Annotated in this window: 17 protein-coding genes and 1 pseudogene; 14 read left to right on the forward strand and 4 right to left on the reverse strand. The window is 65.3% G+C overall.

The window, feature by feature from the left end; genetic code table 11:
• The first annotated feature begins 1 nt into the window (after position 1).
• The 6 genes from V6K60_RS01030 to V6K60_RS01055 are packed head-to-tail and all read left to right on the forward strand — an operon-like array spanning position 2 to position 5,238.
• Positions 2 to 871, forward strand: coding sequence for a class I SAM-dependent methyltransferase (locus tag V6K60_RS01030; protein ID WP_332448652.1), 870 nt, complete (start codon positions 2 to 4; stop codon positions 869 to 871).
• The gene (coaBC, locus tag V6K60_RS01035) at positions 868 to 1,998 is read left to right on the forward strand and encodes a bifunctional phosphopantothenoylcysteine decarboxylase/phosphopantothenate--cysteine ligase CoaBC (protein ID WP_332448653.1); all 1,131 of its coding nucleotides are present in this window, start codon (positions 868 to 870) and stop codon (positions 1,996 to 1,998) included. The genes V6K60_RS01030 and coaBC overlap by 4 nt, the downstream gene beginning before the upstream one ends.
• Positions 1,980 to 2,822, forward strand: coding sequence for a pantoate kinase (locus V6K60_RS01040; protein ID WP_332448654.1), 843 nt, complete (start codon positions 1,980 to 1,982; stop codon positions 2,820 to 2,822). Before coaBC ends, V6K60_RS01040 begins: the two co-directional genes overlap by 19 nt.
• Positions 2,819 to 3,550 carry a 4-phosphopantoate--beta-alanine ligase gene (locus V6K60_RS01045; protein ID WP_332448655.1) on the forward strand — a complete coding sequence of 244 codons (732 nt, stop codon included), beginning with the start codon at positions 2,819 to 2,821 and terminating at the stop codon, positions 3,548 to 3,550. The genes V6K60_RS01040 and V6K60_RS01045 overlap by 4 nt, the downstream gene beginning before the upstream one ends.
• A complete protein-coding gene (locus V6K60_RS01050) occupies positions 3,537 to 4,547 on the forward strand; it encodes a replication protein C (protein ID WP_332448656.1) in 1,011 nt (336 codons plus the stop codon). Before V6K60_RS01045 ends, V6K60_RS01050 begins: the two co-directional genes overlap by 14 nt.
• Complete coding sequence (locus V6K60_RS01055) at positions 4,522 to 5,238, forward strand: class I SAM-dependent methyltransferase (protein WP_332448657.1); 717 nt, start codon at positions 4,522 to 4,524, stop codon at positions 5,236 to 5,238. Before V6K60_RS01050 ends, V6K60_RS01055 begins: the two co-directional genes overlap by 26 nt.
• 83 nt (positions 5,239 to 5,321) lie before the next feature.
• On the opposite strand, the gene V6K60_RS01060 is transcribed toward V6K60_RS01055, so the two are convergent.
• Complete coding sequence (locus V6K60_RS01060) at positions 5,322 to 6,650, reverse strand: AIR synthase-related protein (protein WP_332448658.1); 1,329 nt, start codon at positions 6,648 to 6,650, stop codon at positions 5,322 to 5,324.
• An 86-nt stretch (positions 6,651 to 6,736) separates the two neighbouring features.
• Here V6K60_RS01060 and thiD point away from each other — a divergent pair, with 86 nt between their 5' ends.
• From thiD to V6K60_RS01085, 5 genes are all read left to right on the forward strand, one after another.
• Positions 6,737 to 7,537: a bifunctional hydroxymethylpyrimidine kinase/phosphomethylpyrimidine kinase gene (thiD, locus tag V6K60_RS01065; protein WP_332448659.1), complete on the forward strand. Its 801-nt coding sequence runs from the start codon at positions 6,737 to 6,739 to the stop codon at positions 7,535 to 7,537.
• Positions 7,538 to 7,736: 199 nt separating this feature from the next.
• Complete coding sequence (locus tag V6K60_RS01070; protein ID WP_332448660.1) at positions 7,737 to 8,168, forward strand: Lrp/AsnC family transcriptional regulator; 432 nt, start codon at positions 7,737 to 7,739, stop codon at positions 8,166 to 8,168.
• Positions 8,165 to 8,452 (forward strand): hypothetical protein, encoded by a 288-nt coding sequence (locus tag V6K60_RS01075; RefSeq protein ID WP_332448661.1) that lies wholly within the window; start codon positions 8,165 to 8,167, stop codon positions 8,450 to 8,452. The genes V6K60_RS01070 and V6K60_RS01075 overlap by 4 nt, the downstream gene beginning before the upstream one ends.
• 1 nt (position 8,453) lies before the next feature.
• Complete coding sequence (locus V6K60_RS01080) at positions 8,454 to 8,912, forward strand: hypothetical protein (RefSeq protein WP_332448662.1); 459 nt, start codon at positions 8,454 to 8,456, stop codon at positions 8,910 to 8,912.
• Between the two features lie 161 nt (positions 8,913 to 9,073).
• Complete coding sequence (locus V6K60_RS01085; RefSeq protein WP_332448663.1) at positions 9,074 to 9,601, forward strand: zinc ribbon domain-containing protein; 528 nt, start codon at positions 9,074 to 9,076, stop codon at positions 9,599 to 9,601.
• 59 nt (positions 9,602 to 9,660) lie between these two features.
• Here V6K60_RS01085 and V6K60_RS01090 read toward each other — a convergent pair whose 3' ends face one another.
• Positions 9,661 to 11,496 carry a PAS domain S-box protein gene (locus V6K60_RS01090; RefSeq protein WP_332448664.1) on the reverse strand — a complete coding sequence of 612 codons (1,836 nt, stop codon included), beginning with the start codon at positions 11,494 to 11,496 and terminating at the stop codon, positions 9,661 to 9,663.
• Between the two features lie 306 nt (positions 11,497 to 11,802).
• Between V6K60_RS01090 and V6K60_RS01095 the strand changes: the two genes are divergently transcribed.
• The gene (locus V6K60_RS01095; protein ID WP_332448665.1) at positions 11,803 to 13,743 is read left to right on the forward strand and encodes a heavy metal translocating P-type ATPase; all 1,941 of its coding nucleotides are present in this window, start codon (positions 11,803 to 11,805) and stop codon (positions 13,741 to 13,743) included.
• Between the two features lie 28 nt (positions 13,744 to 13,771).
• On the opposite strand, the gene V6K60_RS01100 is transcribed toward V6K60_RS01095, so the two are convergent.
• Both V6K60_RS01100 and V6K60_RS01105 read right to left on the reverse strand, forming a co-directional pair.
• Positions 13,772 to 14,635 (reverse strand): cupin domain-containing protein, encoded by an 864-nt coding sequence (locus V6K60_RS01100; protein ID WP_332448666.1) that lies wholly within the window; start codon positions 14,633 to 14,635, stop codon positions 13,772 to 13,774.
• 62 nt (positions 14,636 to 14,697) lie between these two features.
• Positions 14,698 to 17,052, reverse strand: coding sequence for a PAS domain S-box protein (locus tag V6K60_RS01105; protein WP_332448667.1), 2,355 nt, complete (start codon positions 17,050 to 17,052; stop codon positions 14,698 to 14,700).
• Between the two features lie 357 nt (positions 17,053 to 17,409).
• On the opposite strand from V6K60_RS01105, the gene V6K60_RS01110 reads away from it, so the two are divergent.
• Positions 17,410 to 19,425: a copper-translocating P-type ATPase gene (locus tag V6K60_RS01110; RefSeq protein ID WP_332448668.1), complete on the forward strand. Its 2,016-nt coding sequence runs from the start codon at positions 17,410 to 17,412 to the stop codon at positions 19,423 to 19,425.
• Positions 19,426 to 19,514: 89 nt separating this feature from the next.
• Positions 19,515 to 19,768 (forward strand): annotated as a pseudogene (locus V6K60_RS01115) (hypothetical protein); the annotation flags it as partial.

Below are 19,768 nucleotides of genomic sequence, written 5' to 3' on the forward strand. Positions count from 1 at the left end.
CATGCGTGCGCGGAAAGTGCCGGCGGCAACACTCGCCGATCTCGTGGATGCGGAGTGGGTGGACCGCACCCGTCGGCCCTACGTCCGGGACGGCACCGCCTGGGTCCCGGTCAGGGAGGGGCATCCGGCTGATGCGGACCTGCCCGACCGGGAGACCTACCAGGGAAGGGGCTACCACCTCATCGGCGACATCGCGGTCCTCCACGGCACCGCGCCGTCGGATGAGGAGCTCGCCGAGATCGTCCGGAACTGCCGTCCCCGGGGTGTCGTGTGGGTGAAGGGGTACCTGGGGGAGATGCGGATCCCGGACGCGGAGGTCCTCTACGGGACCGCCGGCGAGATCCGTCACCGCGAGCAGGGGTATACGTTCATCCTCGACCCGACACGGGTGATGTTTGCGCAGGGAAACCGGACGGAGAAGGCAAGGATCGCCGCACTCGTCCGGCCCGGCGAGCGGGTCGCCGATATGTTCGCCGGGATCGGCTACTTCTCAATACCCGCGGCCGCAGCCGGCGCGACGGTCCACGCGATGGAGATCAATCCGATAGCCTTTGAATACCTGAAGCGCAATAGTATGGCAAACCACGTCGCAGACCGCGTCACCGCGGAGGTCGGGGACTCGCGGGACCTCCTCTCCGGGGTCTACGACCGGGTCCTGATGGGACACTTCGACGCCCCGTCGATGCTCGGTGCCGCCCTCGCCCATGTCCGGACGGGGAGCGTGCTCCACGTCCACAGCATCGGGGATGCATCGGCCGCGATCCGGGAGCAGGCCGCGGATGCAGGCTTTGCGGCGGAGATCACCTCCCGCCAGGTGAAGAAATACGGTCCGCACGCGTGGCATATGGTGCAGGATGTGACGATATCGTGAAGACGCTTTCGGGAAAGACGGTGGTCCTCGCCGTGACGGGGAGCATCGCGGCCGTCGAGACGGTGAAACTCGCCCATGCCCTGCGTCGCCGGGGCGCGACGGTGCAGGCGGTGATGACGGAGGCGGCGGCCGGGATCATCCACCCCGACGCCCTGGCCTACGCGACCGGCCGGCCTGTGATGACCCGGATAACCGGCCTCGTGGAGCACGTCCTCTACTGCGGGGAGGGCGGGGCGGCGGACCTCCTCCTCATCGCGCCCTCGACGGCGAACACGATCGGAAAGATCGCCTGCGGGATCGATGATACTCCCGTCACGACCTTCGCCACGACGGCACTCGGCCGGGGAATGCCGTTGGTCCTCGCCCCGGCGATGCACGAGAGCATGTATCGCCATCCTGCGGTCGCAGGGAACCTGCGAAGGCTCCAGTCCTGGGGCATCGATATCGTCGGCCCGAAGGTCGAGGAGGGGAAGGCGAAGATCGCCGATAACGAGGTGATCGTCCTCCACGCCGAGCGAGCAGTCTCCGGGAGGCCGCTTGCGGGAAGACGGGTCCTCATCACGAGCGGTCCGTGCGCGGAGCCCATCGACGACGTCCGGGTCATGACCACCCGGGCGACCGGGCGGATGGGCCGGGCGCTTGCGCTTGAGGCCTTCCGGCTCGGCGCCGACGTGACGGTAGTCCATAGCGATACGTTCCCCTGCGTCCGAAACATCCGTGTCGTGACCGCCGGGGAGATGCGCGAGGCGGTCCTTTCGGTCTGCCGGGACGAGGGGGTTGATATCTACGCGAGCGCGGCGGCGGTATCGGACTTTGCCCCCGAGCGCCGGGAGGGAAAGATCCCCAGCGGCTCGCCCCTGGCGGTCCGGCTCAACCCGCTCCCGAAGATCATCGACGAAGTTATGGCGGCCTGCCGCCCCGTGACGGTGGCCTTCAAACTCGGGTGGCACGAGGAGGAGCGGGCACGGGCCATGCTTGAGGCAGGGGCACGGATGGTCGTCGTGAACGCACCCCCGGTGATGGGGGCGACGGAAGGATCGTTCCGGCTCATGACGGCTGACGGCGTCACTGACGTGACGGGGAGCAAAGAGGAGGTCGCCAGCGCGATATGGTCCGGACTGCTGTAGCCTTCTCCCCCGGGCACATATCCGGCTACTTCCGGCGGGTCGAGGGGTCCGGTCCCGCGGCCACCGGGAGCGTCGGGGCCGGCGTGGTCATCAGTGAGGGAGTGCGCGCGACGGTTGAACCGGCACGGTCGACGAGCGTCACCGTGGTCCGCAAGGGCCACACGGCCGCCGGGTCGCCGCCGGTCGAGTCCGCCCTCGACCGGCTGGGGGTCACCGCCCGGGTCGTCACGGAGTGCCGGCTCCCCATCGGTGCCGGGTTCGGCCTCTCGGCGGCGGCGCTTCTTGCGACGCTCACGGCCGCAAATTGCCTCTTCGACCTCGGCCTCTCCACGGATGAGGTGGCCGAGAGGGCGCACGAGGCCGAGGTCCTCCACCGGACCGGCCTCGGGGACGTTGCCGCGAGCCAGGCCGGGGGGGTCGTCTGCCGGACGGGTCCCGGGGTCCACGCGAAGATCGCGCGCTTTTACCCGGACGATCCCCTCTACGCCGTGAGCCTCGGCCCGCTCCCGACCGCCTCGGTCCTCTCCTCGGAGGAGGCGATGACCCGGATCGCCGCAGCATACCCCGACCGCTGCCCCCGCGACCTCGCGGACCTCTGCCACCTCTCGCGGCAGTTCGCCGAGAGGAGCGGGCTCATCGCGCCGGGGGTGCGGCAGGTGCTCGAGGCCTGCGACACAGCGGAGGTCCCCGCCAGCATGACGATGCTTGGAAACGGCGCCTTTGCCGCGGGAGAGGCCGCAGAGCGGGTGCTCTCGCGGTTCGGGGAGGTCTACACCCTCCGTGTTGCACGCCGCGGCGCATACCTTATCGAGACAAGACCATGATACCGAAAGACCATCCACGTTACCGCTCCCTGGTCGCCCGCGAGCAACTGGCCCGGTGCGCCCGCGAGGGCGTCGTCGCCCTGGAAGGGCTCGCGGCCCACGGGCGCGGGGAGGCGTTCGACTACCTGATCGGCGAGAAGACGACCGAGAGCGCACTCCTCGCCGCCCGGACGGCGGCGGCGATGCTTCTTGCTGCCCGGCACGCCGTGATATCGGTGAACGGGAACACGGCGGCACTGGCAGCGGCCGAGATAGCAGCGCTCCAGAAGGCGTCCGGCGCCGACGTCGAGGTGAACCTCTTCCACCGGACAGAGGAGCGGATAGTGCTGATCACCCGGCTCCTTGCGGAGCACGGTGTCCGGGTCCTCACGGGTGCGCCAGAACGGCTCGTCCCGCTCTCCCACGACCGGGCGCTCTCGCTCCGCGAGGGGATCGGGGATGCCGATGTCGTCCTGGTCCCGCTCGAGGACGGGGACCGCTGTGCAGCGCTCCGGGCGATGGGCAAGACGGTCATCACCATCGACTTGAACCCGCTCTCCCGGACCGCCCGGACGGCGACCCTGACGGTCGTCGACGAGGTGACCCGCGCCATCCCCGCGATCACCGCGGCGTGCGGCTCCCTCAAGCCCGGTGAAGGTGAACACCTGATTGCCTCCCTGGATAATACCTATCTTCTCCGGGCGGCAATAGATGAGATGAGAGAGAGACTGGCCCATGCTCTGGAGTGAGGTCTACCGGCCGAGGCGGTGCGACGAGATCATCGGACAGGACGAGGTCGTCCGCTACCTCATGTCGTTTGCGGATGCGCGGAGCGTGCCCCACCTGCTCGTCTCCGGCCCGCACGGCACCGGGAAGACCGTGGCCGTCGAGTGCCTGGCGCGGAGGCTCTACGGCGAGAACTGGGAAGCAAACACGACCATCTTCAGCGCCGCCGGCCTCCTCGGAAGGGGGAAGAGCGCGCTTGAGGCGGACGAGCGGTTCGCCCTGGTCTACCGGAAGGACCAGAGCCTGATCACCAACTTCAAGTACATCGTGAAGTGGTACGCCTCGATGCGCCCGCTCGACGCGGATTTCAAACTGATGGTCGTCGAGGACGCCGAGGGCCTGACGTTTGAGGCGCAGCAGGCCCTGCGCCGGACGATGGAGCGCTACAGCGCCACCTGCCGGTTCATCTTCGTCACGACCCGGCCGTCGGCGATCATCCCCGCTATCGCGTCGCGCTGCCTGCCGCTCTTCTTTGCACCGATCGAGAGCAGCGTTGTCCGTGGACGCCTCGAGGAGATCCTCGCCGCAGAGAACGCTGCCTGCCCGGCCGACGACCTCGACCTGATCGTCCACGCCGCACGGGGCGACCTGCGGCGGGCGATCATGTACCTCCAGATCACCGTGGGGTCGGGAAAAGACCTCGACCTCGCGGAGGTATCCCGCTCCGAGACCGCGAACGTCGCCGCGTCTGCGTTCGATGCCATACGGGCGGGCAACTTCGACGCCTCACGCAGGATCGTCGAGTCGCTGATGATCGAGTACGGGCTCTCGGCCCGGGAGGTCGTCGGCGAACTCCGGCAGGTGGTCCGGCGCGAGTACAACCACCCGGCCCTTGCGATCGCACTCGCCGATGCGGACCACCGGCTCTGCCACAGCGCAAACGATTTTGTTCAGGTCAACGCACTTCTTGCCCGGATCGCCCGGGAGGTGTTCAGTGAAGAAAGTACAGCAACATTATGACGAGGTCGCGGACGTCTACGACGACCGCTACGACGGCCGCCGAGGGAAGAGTTACCACAGGCATATCTCTGATCACGTGATGAGCGTGCTCCCGAAGGGAGGTTTCCTCCTCGACCTCGGGTGCGGGACCGGGCTCTTCGTGCAGCGCTACGTTGAGGAGGGAGGCCGGGCCGTCGGGCTCGACATCAGCCCCGGAATGGTCCGGCACGGGCGGCAGCGCTGTCCGGAGAGCGGGTTCTGCGTCGGGACCGCCGACGTCCTCCCGTTCCGGGACGAGACCTTTGACGCCCTCGCGAGCCTGCTCGCCTTCAGTTACGTCCCGGACCCGGAGGGGATGCTCCGGGAGTGCTACCGGGTCCTGAAGCCCGGCGGCCGGATCGCGATCTGCACTCTCTCCCGGACGGTCTTTACGAGCATCGTCCCGCTCTTCTACCAGGTGGGGGAGAAGGTCGGTTTGAAGAAAGTGGGCGTCGGGGACTTTGACGAGCACTACTACACCAACGCCGAGATTGCGAGGCTTTTTGAAGAGGCTGGATTCACCGATGTCGCGGTCGGCCGATGCTCGTTTGCGCACTTGAACCTCGCCGACCCGGTCTTCTCGCTCGCCCGGAAGGTGGAGCCCTTCGTCGAGGAGAACCTCCCCTATCTTGCCTACAACGTCTGTGCGGGCGGGAAAAAGCCGGAAAAGTAGAGATTCGCGGGAGGGATCGGTGCCCTCCTCCGCAGTCTCGATGCCCGCCACCCTTGCCCGCACTCTGGCAGGGATCGGTTTATTCACGAAGACCGGAGCCGGGAGAGGATCCGGAGTTTCTTCTCAAGCGCCGCCTCCGCCGCCCGCTCGACCCCGGTTTTCATCTCCTCAAAGTTCCTCTTGTCTTCGTCCACGACCTTCTTGACCGGGGTGTAGGCCGACTCCCTGAACCGGGGCGTGAAGTCCCGGATCTCGCCGTCGACCGAGAGGACCGATTCGGGCTCTCCTTCCTCGACGTAACCGATCTCTTTCATCGCGACGCCCGCGGTCCCGACGACCCGCCGGATCTCCGCCGCGTTCTCGGGGGGTGCGACGACCAGGAGGGCGTCGAGCGATACGCCCAGGTAGTCGATCTCGAGAGCGTCGAGCATCGAAAGGACCTTCGGCCGGACGAGCGTCCGGAGTTCATCTTCGACGACGACAATCCGGCAGCCGGCGGTCTCGGCCATCTCGTATGCGTCGCCCCGGAGCCCGCCGTTCGTGACATCGGTCATGGCGTGGATCCCATCGAGGACATCGCTTGCGAGGAGCGCCTCGCAGGCTTTGAGGAAGTGGAGGTTGATCGTCTCCTCGACCACCTCCGGGAACCCGGAGTAGATCGCGGCGGTGGCGATCGTCCCGCCGCCGGCCCCCTCGGTCATGAGGAGGACGTCGCCGGGGGCGATCTGTTTCCTGGCCGTGAGGTGCCGGGCAACGCCGACGGCGCCGACGCACCCGGTCAGCCGTGTCCCGAGGACCATGTCCCCGCCGATGCGGAGGGTGGAGCCGGTGACGAGCGGGACGCCCATCGCCTCGCCGACGGCCGAGACCCCCGCCGTGTAGTCGAATATTTTTGCAACGTCCCCGTCGTCGGCGACGTGGATATCAGAGAGGAGAGCGACGGGTTTTGCACCCATGACGTAGACGTCGCGGAGCGTCGCCCGGGTGACGTGGAACCCGGCGAGGAAGGGGAAGTCGGAGAGGCGGGAGTGCATCCCGTCGACGGTGGTGATGATATAGTCGCCTTCGGCACGGACGGCGCCGGCGTCGTCCATCTCGTCGACACCAACCGCGGCGTCCGTCCGGCCGATGATCCGGGCGAGTTGCCGGTGGGCGAAGAAGTCGCCGGATCCCCTCGATCCAACGCCGAACTCTCCCATCGTCGACCCGGAGGGCTCAAAGGCGAAGAGGTCTCCGGAGAGATCGGTTGAGTTTTTGGCCTCGGCGAGGACCGCCCGGGCAAATGCCTCGGCGTAGGCGGGGGTTATGCGGTGGCGCTTTATGGAGAGCACGTCCCGGGCGAGGATGCGCACAATCTCGTCGTCAGGGGTGCCGGCAGCGAGGTGCCGGCGGCTGATCTCTTCTACATCCATTGTAGAAGTGGTCGATGCGCAATCAGATAAAGGGAGTGGCGGGGGAGGGGCAAAGATTCAAGCAGATCCATGCCGAACGATGAAGAATGACGGGTGCGCAGATGATCGCTGCCTGCTCCATCGCCGGTTCCGACTCGGGGGGAGGAGCGGGTATCCAGGCCGACTTGAAGACGTTCACGGCGCTCGGCGTCTGGGGGTTGACGGTTATTACGGCGGTGACGGCCCAGAACACCCGCGAGGTGCGGGGGACATGGGTGCTCCCGCCGGACGCGGTGCGGGCCCAGATAGAGGCGGTCGCCGACGATTTCCTCATCGGGGCGTGGAAGACCGGGATGCTCGCCGACCGGCCGGTTATCCGGACCGTCGCAGAGGCACTGCCGGACGGGGCGGACCTCGTCATCGACCCGGTGATGGTCTCGACCTCGGGCCACCGGCTGCTTCGCGAGGACGCCGTTGCTGACCTCATGGAACTGCTCATCCCCCAGGCGGCGGTCGTCACCCCGAACATCCCGGAGGCGGAGGTGCTCGGCCGGATGCAGGTCGTGACCATAGAGGATATGGCGGAGGCCGGTCGGCGGATTCTCGACCTCGGTCCCCGGGCCGTGGTGATGAAGGGGGGGCACCTTGCCGGCGGTGCGGCGGTCGACCTCCTCATCGACCGGGACGGGGTGACGGAGGCCTCCGGGATGCGCTACCCCTACTCAGTGCACGGGTCGGGGTGCTGCTTCTCCGCGGCGCTCACTGCGCACCTTGCTCGGGGAATGGATGCGCGCCGAGCCTTTGTCGCGGCCCGTGAGTTCATCGATACGGCCATCCGGGATGCGGCGGGGAGTCCCGAACCCATCCGGATCGTCAATCCTGGAGGAACGAGTTATCATGAAGATTGAATAAAAATTTCCGATATCCGGGGAATCATGTCAAAAAATTCCCAATTTCCCGGGGTGTTTTCATTTATTCATCATTAAACAGAGCCCTGATAAATTTCCAATATGGCTAGATATTTTCAGTAGAAACGAAAAGGAGCCATTTGAATGTATAAATCAAATTCGGAATTTTAATAACTAAGTGCCTGTAACTATTGTACGAATGGACGAGATCGACGATGCGATTCTTCGGGAACTGCGGCGAGACGGACGGATGTCCATGGCAGAGCTCGGCTCGATGCTGGGCATCGCACCGTCAACTGTCTTCAAGCGGATCGAGAAACTGAAGAACGCCGGTATCCTTGAGCGGTTCACCATCGTCGTCAACCAGAAGTGTTTCGAGCATACGCTGGTCGCTTTCCTGAACGTCCGGGTCCACCCGGATGGGAAGCCGGAGGTCGAGGAGTTTATGCAGGGTCTCCCCTGCATCCTTGAGCTCTACGAGGTGCTTGAGCCCGGGGACTTCTTCGTCAAGGTCCGGGTGCAGAACATATCCGAACTGAAACGGAGCGTCCTCGTTCCGCTCTCAGGTCTTCCGGGAGTAAAGGATATCCAGACGATCATATCGGTGAGGAAGGTCAAGGAACAGACATGAACGGATTGCAGATTGAGACCATGCAACAGATGCTTGCGATTGTGACGCTCCTCCTCGGAACGCTCCTCATCGCCTTCATCTTCAACGCCTATCGGATCGTGAGGCAACCGACCCTGCTTCTCTTCATCTACGGGCTTTTTACCCTGGTCGTGGGGATCACGTTTGCGGACTTCGTGAGTATCTTCACGCCTGATTCCTTCATTATCGCCTGGTCGGCGGTATTCTCTCGCGTCGTGGTGATCCTCGGCCTCTGCGTGATGACGTACGGCATCCTGAGAGGATGATATGCGTACCGGTATCTCGTTTGCCCGGGACTGGCAGCTCATCAAGGTAGCCCGGGCCCTGCGGCGGCATGACGTCACGGGGCCGCTCGTCCGGGGCCTCCTCCGTGACGCCTCCCCGACCCTCGCGGAACAGGTCGCCGTCATCGCCGGGCGGCTCGGCATGGAGGACGGAACAGCGCTCCTTGCCCACAACGAGGAGCGGTTCGACCCGCCTACCCTGATGGAGGGGCTCCTCCTGACGTGGGGGATCCCCTGCACGTCCGAAGCAGCCGCCGATGGGGGCATAACGATCCTCATCGACGGCGACGGCGCAACGGCGGCGATCAGGGAGACCTTCGCGGATGAGCGGGTGGCCGAACCCTACCTCACGGGCTATGCCCGGGCGCTCCAGCAGGATGCGGTGCTCGAACACAGCGCTGATGCGAAGATAACGATCCGGTTCCCGCCCTGTGGGGAGTAGCGGGCGCGTTCAGCCGGGGGACGGCCTGGCAATCGTTGAGGCTCCGTCGCTCTCCTCGCCTCCGGGCGGTCGCGGCGGCACCGCTGGAACGTTTTGCAAATAATTATGTACTGCCGAGCCCGTTCATCTATTCTGAGCGTTTCAGCGCCAGGTGAAGACCTATGGAGACGAACAAACCACGAACCTGCCAGAGTTGCGGCATGCCGATGAGCGAAGCGGAGCATTTCGGGACGGAAACAGACGGCACCCTCTCGAACGATTACTGCACCTACTGCTATCAGAACGGCGCGTTTACCGAACCCGGGGCCACCATCGAGAGCATGGCGGAGAAGTGCGGGGCGATCATGTCGCAGTTATACGGTATCCCTGCTGAAAATGCCGAACGGTTCGCCCGGGAACAGATCTCGTGCCTGAAGCGGTGGACCGGGAGAGAGGTTCCCTTCTGCGTGAGCTGCGGGATGCCCCTTCTCCGCGACGAGGACGCGGGGACCGAGGCGGACGGGTCGCTGAGCACGGAGTACTGCACCTACTGTTACCGGGACGGTGGGCTCACCGAGCCCGATCTGACGAAAGAGAAGGCAGTCGAGCAGTACGCGCCGATGATGGCTGCAAGCCTCGGGATACCCCCTGTGAAAGCAGAAGAGATGGTGCGGCAGTATCTCTCGACGCTGCCAAGGTGGCGTGGGTAAGACCCTCGCCCTCGAGCAATCCCGGGGAAGAGGATCTCCGGACGGGCGAGTGGAGGGTGTCAGACCAGTTCGTTTCTCCGCAGGAACTCCCGGATCTCGCGCGACTCAACCCAGCCCTCGTCGAGCTGCTTGACGATCCCGTTGATCCGCTTCACCTGCTCCCGGATCTTCTCCGATGGCGTCCCGTCCTCGATCAGGTCGGCCATGCCGAGGATCACCTGCAGGGGCAGGCGGATGTGGTCCGCGAGGACGGCAAACTGCTCAATGTTCTGCTCGATCTGCTCGAACGCCTGTAGCCGCATATCCTCGTAACACCTCCTCTCCGAGATGTCACGACCGACGGTCTGGACGCCGACCACCCGGCCGCCCTCCACGATCGGGGACTCGTTCATCTCGATGACAGCAACCGTTCCATCCTTTCTGCGGAGTTCCACCACCAGCCCTTCGACGGGCTCCCCCCGGGCGACCCGGACCCGGGCTTCCTGCCAGTCAGGGCGGGTCTTCTCGAGGACGTAGTCGCTGCACTGCTCGCCGATCATCTCATCCGGAGTGTAGCCGAGGATCCTCTGCACGGCCGGGGAGATGTAGGTGATCCCCCGGTCGGTGTAGCATGTGTAGATCATGTCGAAACTCCGCTGGGCAATCTCCCTGAACCGCTCCTCGCTCTCCAGCAGGGCGTCCTGCATCTCCCGCCGGTCGGTGATATCCTCCATCATCCCGATGACGAGCCCCCGCTCCTCCGGGTCACGGAGGAGCGAAGTGGTCAGCCGCCCCCAGATGACCCTGCCGTCCTTCGTCACGTAGCGCTTATCCTGTGCGGCGTTCTCCCGTGGGGGAAGGTCGGGCTCCCCCCTGTCAGGAAGATAGATCAGGTCGGAGAACCGCATGGCATACAGTTCATCCTCATCGTAGCCGAACATGCCCACAAACGCCGGGTTTGCCCGTGAGATCCTCCCCTGCGGGTCGATGAGCGCGATCCCGGTCCCTGCCTGTTCGAATATCTCCCTGAAGCGCTCCTCGCTCTCCCGGAGGGCGAGTTCCGCTCGCTTCTGCCCGGTGATCTCCTGGCCTGTGACGGCCAGCCTCCCGGCCTGCGGACGGTAGATGCGCATATCGTACCACCGCCCTGTTTTTGGTTCCTGCAGCCGCCGCCGCACCGAAACACCGGTCTCTGTGACCTCCCCATACAGGACACGGGCACCTTCACGGATCGCCGGGAAGATGTCAAAGAGCCGCCGCCCGATCAGTTCATCGCGGCTGAGGCCGAATACGTCGGCTGCTTTCTCGTTCAACTCAAGGATGCGGTAGTCGACAGAGTTCCCGGCGTCGTCCCGGACGACTTCGTAGAGGGTGTAACTCTCGAGCAGATGCTCGAAGAGAAGGCGGTACTTCTCTTCGCTCCTCCTGACGGCCTCGTCCGCCAATATTCGCTCGATGATTCGGCCGATCCTCCCGGCGACAGCGTCGATCAGGAGGCGTTCGTCGGCGAGGGGCTGCGCATCCCCCTCACGAGGTTGCGCATGGCGGTAGCAGATCTCCACCCTCCCGACATCCCGGCCGTGGACGACGATCGGGCATTCCTGCCTCCGGTTGGTTCTGACAAAACCCGGTGACCGGTATTCCCGGTCGTCGACAACAATCCGGGCGACAGCATCCTCCGGGTCGAGCCAGCCGCCGGGAAGGATGGCGGCAATCTCCCGGAGGGCCTCATCGACCGATACCCCGTGCCACTCGGTGATGCGGCTTATGGCATAGAGAGTCCTGAGTTCCCGTATCCCGCAATCCCGGTCGCCCCTCCGCTCACTCTCCGGTTCTTCTGCTTTTTTCGTGGTGTTACCTGGAGCGGAGAGCCGGTCGGGGGTGTCTGGTTCATCAGGAGGTGGAGATAGAGGCATCGTCAAAATCCTGCAGGGGAGGCGGGCAGAGTGGCCGGATATGCCGGACGGCACACGGAGATACGGTACGGGTAGTTCTTCCGATCACTTGGGGCGATCTCCCCATAATGTTTCTGTCCTGTGAAAGGGTGACCTCTCGCTCCATCAAGGTTTCCCCGGGAAAGTACATCGGATGCCGGGTCAAGTACGCCCAAACCACTTTTTATGGCAGTGTCGCCAACAACTCTCTCACTATGGCGAAGCCCTGCACCCGGGGATCCCGACCGCAAGGATGCCGATCCTTTATAGACTGCCGGGAGGCGAACCGTGACCGGGCATGACGGGCCCCCGTCCTGTCCCCGCTGCCTGGCCGGGGTATGCGAGGTCCACAGGCCGGTCGTCGACCGGCGGGAGGTCGCGGTCTTCGTGGTATCGGGCCTCCTCCTCTTTTCCGGGGTACTCCTCGTCTACTTCACCCCGTATCCTCTCGCCGGCACGGCCCTGCTGCTCGCTGCCGCGGTGCTATCCGGCTACGAGGTCTTACGCGACGCTTTCTTCGCGATCATCCATCTTCGTTTCAGCATCGCCGTGCTCATATCCATCGCGGCGGCGGGCGCTTTCCTGACCGCCAACCCCGCAGAGGGCGCGACTGTCCTCTACCTCTATGCCATCGCCGAGTTCCTGGAGGAGTACGCGGCCGGGAGGGCGGAGCGTTCGATAGCCTCGCTCCTCGATCTCGCGCCGCAGACGGCCCGGGTCCGGCGGGACGGCGGGGAGGTGACCGTCGGCGTCGGCGAGGTCGCCGTCGGGGAGACTGCGATAGTCAGGCCGGGCGATACGGTCCCGCTCGACGGTATCGTCACCAATGGGGCGTCATCGGTCGACCAGGCGGCGATCACCGGGGAGAGCGTTCCGGTGGCAAAGGGTGTCGGGGACGCCGTCTACGCCGGGACCCGCAACACCGACGGTTACCTGGAGGTCCGGGTGACGAAGCCCGAAGAGGAGAGCACGATAGCCCGGGTCGTGGCGCTGGTCGCGGAGGCCCAGGCCCACACCTCCCCCACCGAGGCGTTCATCGAGCGGTTCTCCCGCTACTACACCCCGGCGGTCATCCTCGTCGCTGCCCTCCTCGTCGTGGTCCCGCCGCTCGCCTTCGGCATCCCGTTCCTTGAGGCGTTCTACCGGGCGCTGATCCTCCTCGTCATCGCCTGCCCCTGTGCGCTCGCCATATCCACCCCGGTCTCGATGGTCTCGGGGATCACGACCGCGGCGCATAACGGCGTCCTCATCAAGGGTCGGGACTCCCTCGAGGCCGTGGGGCTCGCCCGGGTGATCGTCTTCGATAAGACCGGGACGCTCACGACCGGGAGACTCGAGGTGGAGGATGTCGTCGCCTTCGGGGTGCCGGAGGCGGAGGTGCTCGCCGTCGCTGCATCGCTTGAGTCACGGTCCGGCCACCCCATCGCGGAGGCAGTCCGGCGGCGGGCGGATGAGGAGGGCATCCCGGCGAGGGACGTGGAGGAGTTCGCCTCGCTGACGGGGAGAGGCGTCCGGGGGAGGATCGACGGCGTGGCCTCTGTCGTCGGGAACACCGGACTCTTTATGGAGATCCCCGGCGGGGCATGGCAGGCGGCGTACGACCGCCTGGAGAGCGAGGGAAAGACCGTCGTCCTCGCCGGCACCGACTCGGCGGTCATCGGGCTTCTCGCCCTCTCGGACGTGATCCGGGAGAATGCCAAAGAGACCGTGGCCGATCTCCGGTCGAGGGGCATCAGGACGGTGATGCTCACCGGGGACAACGAGCGCGTCGGCGAGGCGGTTGCGCGCCGCATCGGGATCGACGAGTGTCATGCCGGGCTCCTCCCGGAGGAGAAGGTCACGATGGTCGAGCAGTTGATCGACCGTTACGGGCCGGTGGTGATGGTCGGCGACGGCGTGAACGACGCCCCGGCGCTCGCACGGGCAGACGTCGGGGTCGCGATGGGGGCCATAGGATCAGATGTCGCGATCGAGGCGGCCGATATCGTCGTGATGGAGGACGATATCGCAAAGGTCGCCTACCTCGTGGCTCTCTCGGAGAAGACGGTCTCGGTCGTCAGGCAGAACGTCACGGCAGCGATCGTCGTGAAACTCGGCATCGCAGCACTCGCCGTCCTGGGCCTCATCTCCCTCTGGATGGCGGTGGCGTTCGGGGACATGGGGCTCACGCTTGCGGTCATCGTAAACGCCCTCAGGATAGGACGGCCGGCGGGCGTGCCGCCGTCCTGAGCACGTGAAAAAAGATGGGAGAGAACCCTCACTCAAAGAGGCCGGTCTTCTCCGGCGCCCATGCCGGGTCGATGAACGAGAGGATCTTCGTCGTCGAGGCCGCGACGTTCCGGGTCTCCTTCACCAGGTCCGGCGGGACGTAGGCGGCACTCCCGGCGGGGACCCGTACCGCCTGCCCGCCGGGGGTGTTGACCTCGATCTCCCCTTCGATGACGTAGAGGAGGTCGGATGAACCCTTGATCCCGTCGTAGCCGAGGTAGCCACCCGGCAGGAGTTCCACGTACGCGAGGCTGTAGTCGATCGGGAGGGCCTTCTCCCTCATCAGCACCGGGTTTACCAGGGTGTAGACCGCCACGCCGGATTCAAGGTCCCACTCGATCCCCTCACGGGGACCGGCGACGACGACCGGTTTCCCGTCCGTCGTCATGCTCAGCGTGGCAAGTTCATCGCCGGATATCTCGATATCGGCTGTGTAGGCCGGCTGGCTCACGGTGATGTAAGTGAGATCGGCGTCCCCGGCCGCGGCTATCGACTGCAGCACCCCTTCGGGCAGGAGCACGGTCTCTCCCTCGCGGGCGGTTACCGTCTCGTTGTCGCAGCGGATCTCCGCCGTACCGCCGAGCACATAGACGAGTTCCGCCGTCCCGATCAGGCGGTGCGGCGGCGTCGCGTTGCCCGGTGCGATGGCGACATATCCCATGCTGTAGTTCGCCTGGATCTGCGGCATCTCCGCACCGATAATCCCGGAGTAGGTTGCCTGGCCGTCGAATATGGGTATCGGGTCAACCGGGGCGATCAGGCTGAGATCCGCTCCTGCCGGAGACTCGTCTGCGGCGAGGCATCCGGCGGAGAGGAGGATACAGACAAAGAGGAGAGGAGCGACTCTATGCATGGTAATATGTCTGACACGGGAGGAATAAACCTGATCGTCGACAGCGGCATGCACGGGAGCGCTCAGGCGGGGGCAACTCCCCCGCACCCGGCCTTCCGGAGGGTGAACCGGAACGCCGCGCCCTCCTCCGGGTGCCCGCGGACCCGGTCCTCGACCCAGACCCTGCCGCCGTATCGTGCGGTCAGCATCCGGCAGATCGAGAGGCCGAGGCCCTGGCTTCCCCGCCTTCCCCCCTCCCGCTCGAACCGGTAGAAGAGGGCTTCCTTCACGTCGTCGGGGATACCCGGGCCGGTGTCGGCGATGGTGACGAGGACGGTCTCTTCATCCATCTCCTCGACCGTCACCATGACCTCGACCCCCGGCCTGCCGTGCTTTGCGGCGTTGCCGATGAGGTTCGTGAAGACTTCCGGGAGGAGGTTGTCGGCGAGGACCTCCACGGGGAGACCGTTGTAGTGAATGCGGAGGTCGGGGAAGTGCCGGATCTCACTCAGGATGACCTCGTGGAGGCCGACGGGTGCAAGCACGGTCTGGTTCTCGTGGATCTTCCTGATGGTGGCGACGTTTGCGGTGATCTCGATGCTCTTTTTGATGCCTTTCTTCAACTTCCGGGCGTGCCGGGCCGGTTCACCGTCAAGTTCGTCGATGAGGAGATCGGCGTAGATATTTGCGACGTTGTCGGCATTCTTGATGTCGTGGGTGAGGATGTCGAGGTAGAGGTTCGCCTCCCGGTTCGCCGCCTCGAGTCTCTGGTAGAGCACTCCCCGCAGGATACCGGCCCCGATCTCCCGGCCGACAGCCTCGAGGAGCCCTCGCTCTTCGGGGGAGAAGGATCCCCGGTCCCTGCTCCCGATGAGGAGTGTCCCGAAGACGTCGGACTCGACGACGAGCGGGATGCAGGCGAGCGCGGTGAACCTGAGTTCCCGGAGGAGACGGGATTTAGAGGAGTTCGGGTCAGGATCGCGTTCGACGTAGTGGGGCTGGCCGGCAGCAAGGGGCCCGACGCAAAACTCCCTCACAAGGCTCTCCGCCCGCTCCAGGCACCCGTCCGGCATGTTCCGCTCGTACCGGGGCGCTATCCTGCTCCGTCCGGCGCCGGCGTGGTAGACGGCGCCGCCGTCATAGCCGAGGAGGTCGAGCGTCTGGTTGAGCGCAGTCTCCATGAGCTCGCCGGGCGATCGGGCCGATGCGGACGTGCCGGCGATCCGGTTGAGCAGCGTGAGACGCCGGTTGCTTGCCTGCAACTGCTCCTGTGCCTGCTTCCGGTCGGTGACGTCCCGCATAACGACCTGGATCGCAGGTCTTCCCGAGTAAAACATCCTCGTGCCCCTCCCCTCGACGGGGACCGTCGTCCCGTCGAGCCTGACAACCAGCAGTTCAGCGAGCGGCGTCTCTTCCCCCTGAAGGTCCCGCGCGCCAAAAGACCTGATGGCCTCCCTGGCTTCGGGGTGGACGATATCGAGGACAGACTTCCCGATCACTTCCTCCAGGCGTGAGGCACCGAGCATCTTCAGGCCGGCAGGATTGATGTACACGATCCTCCCGTCCTGGTGGATCAGGGTCGTCTCGGCCGAGCGTTCGACGAGCGACCGGTACTTCTCCTCGCTCTCCCGGAGCTGCATCTCCATCCGCTTTAAGGGTGTGATGTCCTGGACCCCGGCGAGGAAACCCCGACAGACGCCGTCGGTATCGATGATCGGGGTTGTCGCCATCAGTGTATGGATGCGGGCACCGTCCCTGTGGATCAGGTCGATCTCGAAGACCTCATGCGAGTTCTGGTCCAGGCCCTGCAGGTACGCTCCCAGGCACAGAGCACCCTCCTCGTCGACGAGCGCGCCGACCGGCATCCCGATCAGTTCGTCGACCGGGTAGCCGATGATATCGGCAATTCTCTGGTTGGCAAAGACCGCGACGCCCTCCCTGTCGATCAGCCCGATGCCCTCGTTGATGTTCTCGACAAGGAACCGGTACCCGTCCTCCTGCAGGAGTTCCTCTATCCCGGTCCCGGCGGAGGCGCCGGGGGTGGAATCGCCAGCGAGAGCGGCGGGCTCAGGCGAGAGGCGAATGACCCGCATACCCGGAAACAGCCCCTCGTCGGCGACCCTGCACGAGCAGCGGACCTGTCCCTTCACGTCACCAGGCGTTCGCGGTCTGCACAGGACGTCGAGAGACCGCGTTCGTCCGGCGAGGAACGCGAGGATCTCGGCCCGGCTCGAATCTTCCGCGATCGTCTTCTGGATGAACCGGTCCGCGTCGGCACCGCTCGCCGCGTCCCGGTCGATACCGAGGATGCGCTGGAGATACCCGTTGGAACAGGCTACCCGGTTGCCGGGGCCGACGACGAGCACTCCCTCGTCGAGCGTCTCCAGTATGGCGGCAAGCGCAGTGAGATTACCGCATGCAGGCAGATGTTCATACATTGGCCGGGTTCCTCTCCCTTTATCGTAGAGTTCTATAATTATTATGCGATAAAATGTTGCAAGGCCTTATAGATAGTTTTGACGCATATTACCTGAATTTTGGAATCTATCCCTCCGGTAGGCACGTTTTGGCGTCCAACGGCAGTATGCTCTTTTCCAAAGCATATAAACCTGTGTATCTCTCCCTGGAGGTAGCCGTCACCTGAGAGGCGTTGGATCCAGACTCCATCGCCGTCGTGAGGTCGCGCACGTAGTGTGGAGGCGCCTCCCGGTCCGTGAACCGCCGGAATGTTTACGTCGCGGGCCGCCATCTCCATGGCAGGAGATACCGCGCACACAACGGGGCGGCCAGTCACTATGAACCACGACCACAACGGGCACGAGATGCAACCCGTGGAGGCGGGCCGGTCCCCGGGCTCCGGAAGCCCCGTTCATAGTACCCACCACCACGCCCTTGAGGACTATCGGCGGCGGTTTATCGTCTCGACCACTCTTACCGTCCCGATCCTCCTGCTCTCGGCCCCGGTTCAGGCGCTCCTCGGGATCGTCATACGGTTCCCGGGCTCGGATTACCTCCTCCTCGCTCTCGCGACCGCGGTGTACTTTTACGGCGGCTGGCCGTTCCTCACCGGCCTTATAAGCGAACTCCGGGCGCGGATGCCCGGGATGATGACGCTCATCGCCGTCGCAATCACCGTCGCCTACGTCTACAGTTCGGCGGCCCTCCTCAGCCTTGTCGCCGGGGAGGGGTTCTTCTGGGAGCTTGCCACCCTGATCGACATCATGCTCCTCGGCCACTGGATCGAGATGCGCTCGGTCCTCGGGGCGTCGCGGGCGCTTGAAGAGCTGGTCCGGGTCATGCCGGCGGAGGCGCACCTGGTCCGGGACGGGAGGACCGAGGACGTCCCCGTTGACCGCCTTGCGCCGGGCGACCGGGTTCTCGTCCGGCCCGGGGAGAAGGTGCCGGCGGACGGCGTGGTGACCGAGGGAGCGACGAGCGTCAACGAGGCGATGCTCACCGGGGAGTCGAGGCCGGTGAAGAAGCGTCCCGGTGACGAGGTCATCGGCGGCGCGATCAACGGCGAGGGCTCCATCGTCGTCGAGGTCAGGAAGACCGGCGCGGAGACCTATCTCGCGCAGGTGATCGACCTTGTCCGAAAGGCGCAGGAGAGCCGGTCCCGGACGCAGGACCTCGCAGACCGGGCGGCGTTCCTCCTGGTGGTGATCGCCCTCTCGGTTGGTGCGGTGACGTTTGTGGCCTGGTTCGCCCTCGGGGCGGGGACCGGGTTTGCAGTGGAGCGGGCCGCGACCGTGATGGTCATCGCCTGCCCCCACGCCCTCGGCCTCGCCGTCCCGCTCGTGATCGCGGTCTCAACGGCCCTTGCTGCTACATCAGGGTTCCTGATCCGGGACCGGAGCGCGTTTGAGCGGGCAAAAGACCTCACCGCGGTCGTCTTCGATAAGACCGGCACCCTGACGGAGGGGAGGTTCGGGGTCACTGACGTCCTCACCTTCAATGGCGCGACGGAGGACGACGTGATCCGGACGGCGGCGGCGGTGGAGGCGCACTCCGAGCACCCGATCGCCCGGGGCGTGGTCCGGAGCGCGGAGGAGCGGGTCCTCTCCGTCCCCCCGGTCGAAGGTTTCCGGGCGATCCCCGGGGTCGGCGTCGAGGGAAGGGTCGCGGGCCGGATTGTCCGGGTGGTCGGTCCGGGCTCCATCGCTGATGCGGGTATCGCCGGGGACGGGCGGGTCGAGAGCCTCCAGCGGCAGGGCAAGACCGTCGTCTTCCTCCTCGAGGACGACCGGCTCATGGGAGCGCTTGCGCTCGCCGATATCATCAGGCCGGAGTCGGGGGAGGCAATCGCCCGGCTCAAAGCGATGGATGTCCGGTGCATGATGCTCACCGGCGACAACCGAGACGTCGCCGCGTGGGTGGCGGGGGAACTCGGTCTCGACGAGTTCTTCGCCGGGGTCCTCCCCCACGAGAAGGCTGCAAAGATCCGGGAGGTGCAGCAGCGCTACCGGGTGGCGATGGTGGGCGACGGGATCAACGACGCCCCCGCGCTTGTCGAGGCCGACCTCGGGATCGCCATCGGGGCGGGGACCGACGTTGCCGTGGAGAGCGCCGATATCGTTCTCGCAAAGAGCGATCCCCGGGACGCCGCGGCGGTCGTCGACCTCTCGAAGAAGACCTACCGGAAGATGGTCGAAAACCTCCTCTGGGCGACCGGCTACAACGTCGTCGCCATCCCGCTTGCCGCAGGCGTCCTCTATCCCGTCGGCATCGTCCTCACCCCGGCGGCCGGGGCGGTGCTGATGAGCGCAAGCACGGTGATCGTCGCGATCAACGCCCGGCTGCTCAGGGTATAGACCAACCTTTTGGATGATCGATTGAACCGGGAAGCTCCATGCGCTCAAATAAGGGAGCAGAGCCAGTATCTACCGGAGATGAGTTATCCATGAAACGAGATACTACGATCCGGATCTTCTCCCTCTTGATCGCCCTTGTCCTGGTGGTTCCTGCCGTGCAGGCCGCCCTCACGGTCGATGCAGGGAGCGACCGCACCGTGCTCGCCGGGGAGCCGGTCACGATCCTCGCTACCTGCAACGACACCGATCCTCTCGATGCGTCAAACCTCACCGCCTCCGTCAACTGGAGCACGGCAACGACGGCACCGGAGATCGTGCTGGATGACGACCACAACGCTACGGT

Origin of the sequence: Methanoculleus sp. (genome assembly GCF_036677455.1) — an archaeon.
Lineage (GTDB): Archaea > Halobacteriota > Methanomicrobia > Methanomicrobiales > Methanoculleaceae > Methanoculleus.

Excerpts from the sequence above, each read along its gene's own strand:
- V6K60_RS01030 (WP_332448652.1), top strand. The coding sequence starts at position 2 with ATGCGTGCGCGGAAAGTGCCGGCGGCAACACTCGCCGATCTCGTGGAT.
- V6K60_RS01040 (WP_332448654.1), top strand. The coding sequence starts at position 1,980 with ATGGTCCGGACTGCTGTAGCCTTCTCCCCCGGGCACATATCCGGCTAC.
- V6K60_RS01045 (WP_332448655.1), top strand. The coding sequence starts at position 2,819 with ATGATACCGAAAGACCATCCACGTTACCGCTCCCTGGTCGCCCGCGAG.
- V6K60_RS01050 (WP_332448656.1), top strand. The coding sequence starts at position 3,537 with ATGCTCTGGAGTGAGGTCTACCGGCCGAGGCGGTGCGACGAGATCATC.
- V6K60_RS01060 (WP_332448658.1), bottom strand. The coding sequence starts at position 6,650 with ATGGATGTAGAAGAGATCAGCCGCCGGCACCTCGCTGCCGGCACCCCT.
- thiD (WP_332448659.1), top strand. The coding sequence starts at position 6,737 with ATGACGGGTGCGCAGATGATCGCTGCCTGCTCCATCGCCGGTTCCGAC.
- V6K60_RS01070 (WP_332448660.1), top strand. The coding sequence starts at position 7,737 with ATGGACGAGATCGACGATGCGATTCTTCGGGAACTGCGGCGAGACGGA.
- V6K60_RS01075 (WP_332448661.1), top strand. The coding sequence starts at position 8,165 with ATGAACGGATTGCAGATTGAGACCATGCAACAGATGCTTGCGATTGTG.
- V6K60_RS01080 (WP_332448662.1), top strand. The coding sequence starts at position 8,454 with ATGCGTACCGGTATCTCGTTTGCCCGGGACTGGCAGCTCATCAAGGTA.
- V6K60_RS01085 (WP_332448663.1), top strand. The coding sequence starts at position 9,074 with ATGGAGACGAACAAACCACGAACCTGCCAGAGTTGCGGCATGCCGATG.
- V6K60_RS01090 (WP_332448664.1), bottom strand. The coding sequence starts at position 11,496 with ATGCCTCTATCTCCACCTCCTGATGAACCAGACACCCCCGACCGGCTC.
- V6K60_RS01100 (WP_332448666.1), bottom strand. The coding sequence starts at position 14,635 with ATGCATAGAGTCGCTCCTCTCCTCTTTGTCTGTATCCTCCTCTCCGCC.
- V6K60_RS01105 (WP_332448667.1), bottom strand. The coding sequence starts at position 17,052 with ATGTATGAACATCTGCCTGCATGCGGTAATCTCACTGCGCTTGCCGCC.
- V6K60_RS01110 (WP_332448668.1), top strand. The coding sequence starts at position 17,410 with ATGAACCACGACCACAACGGGCACGAGATGCAACCCGTGGAGGCGGGC.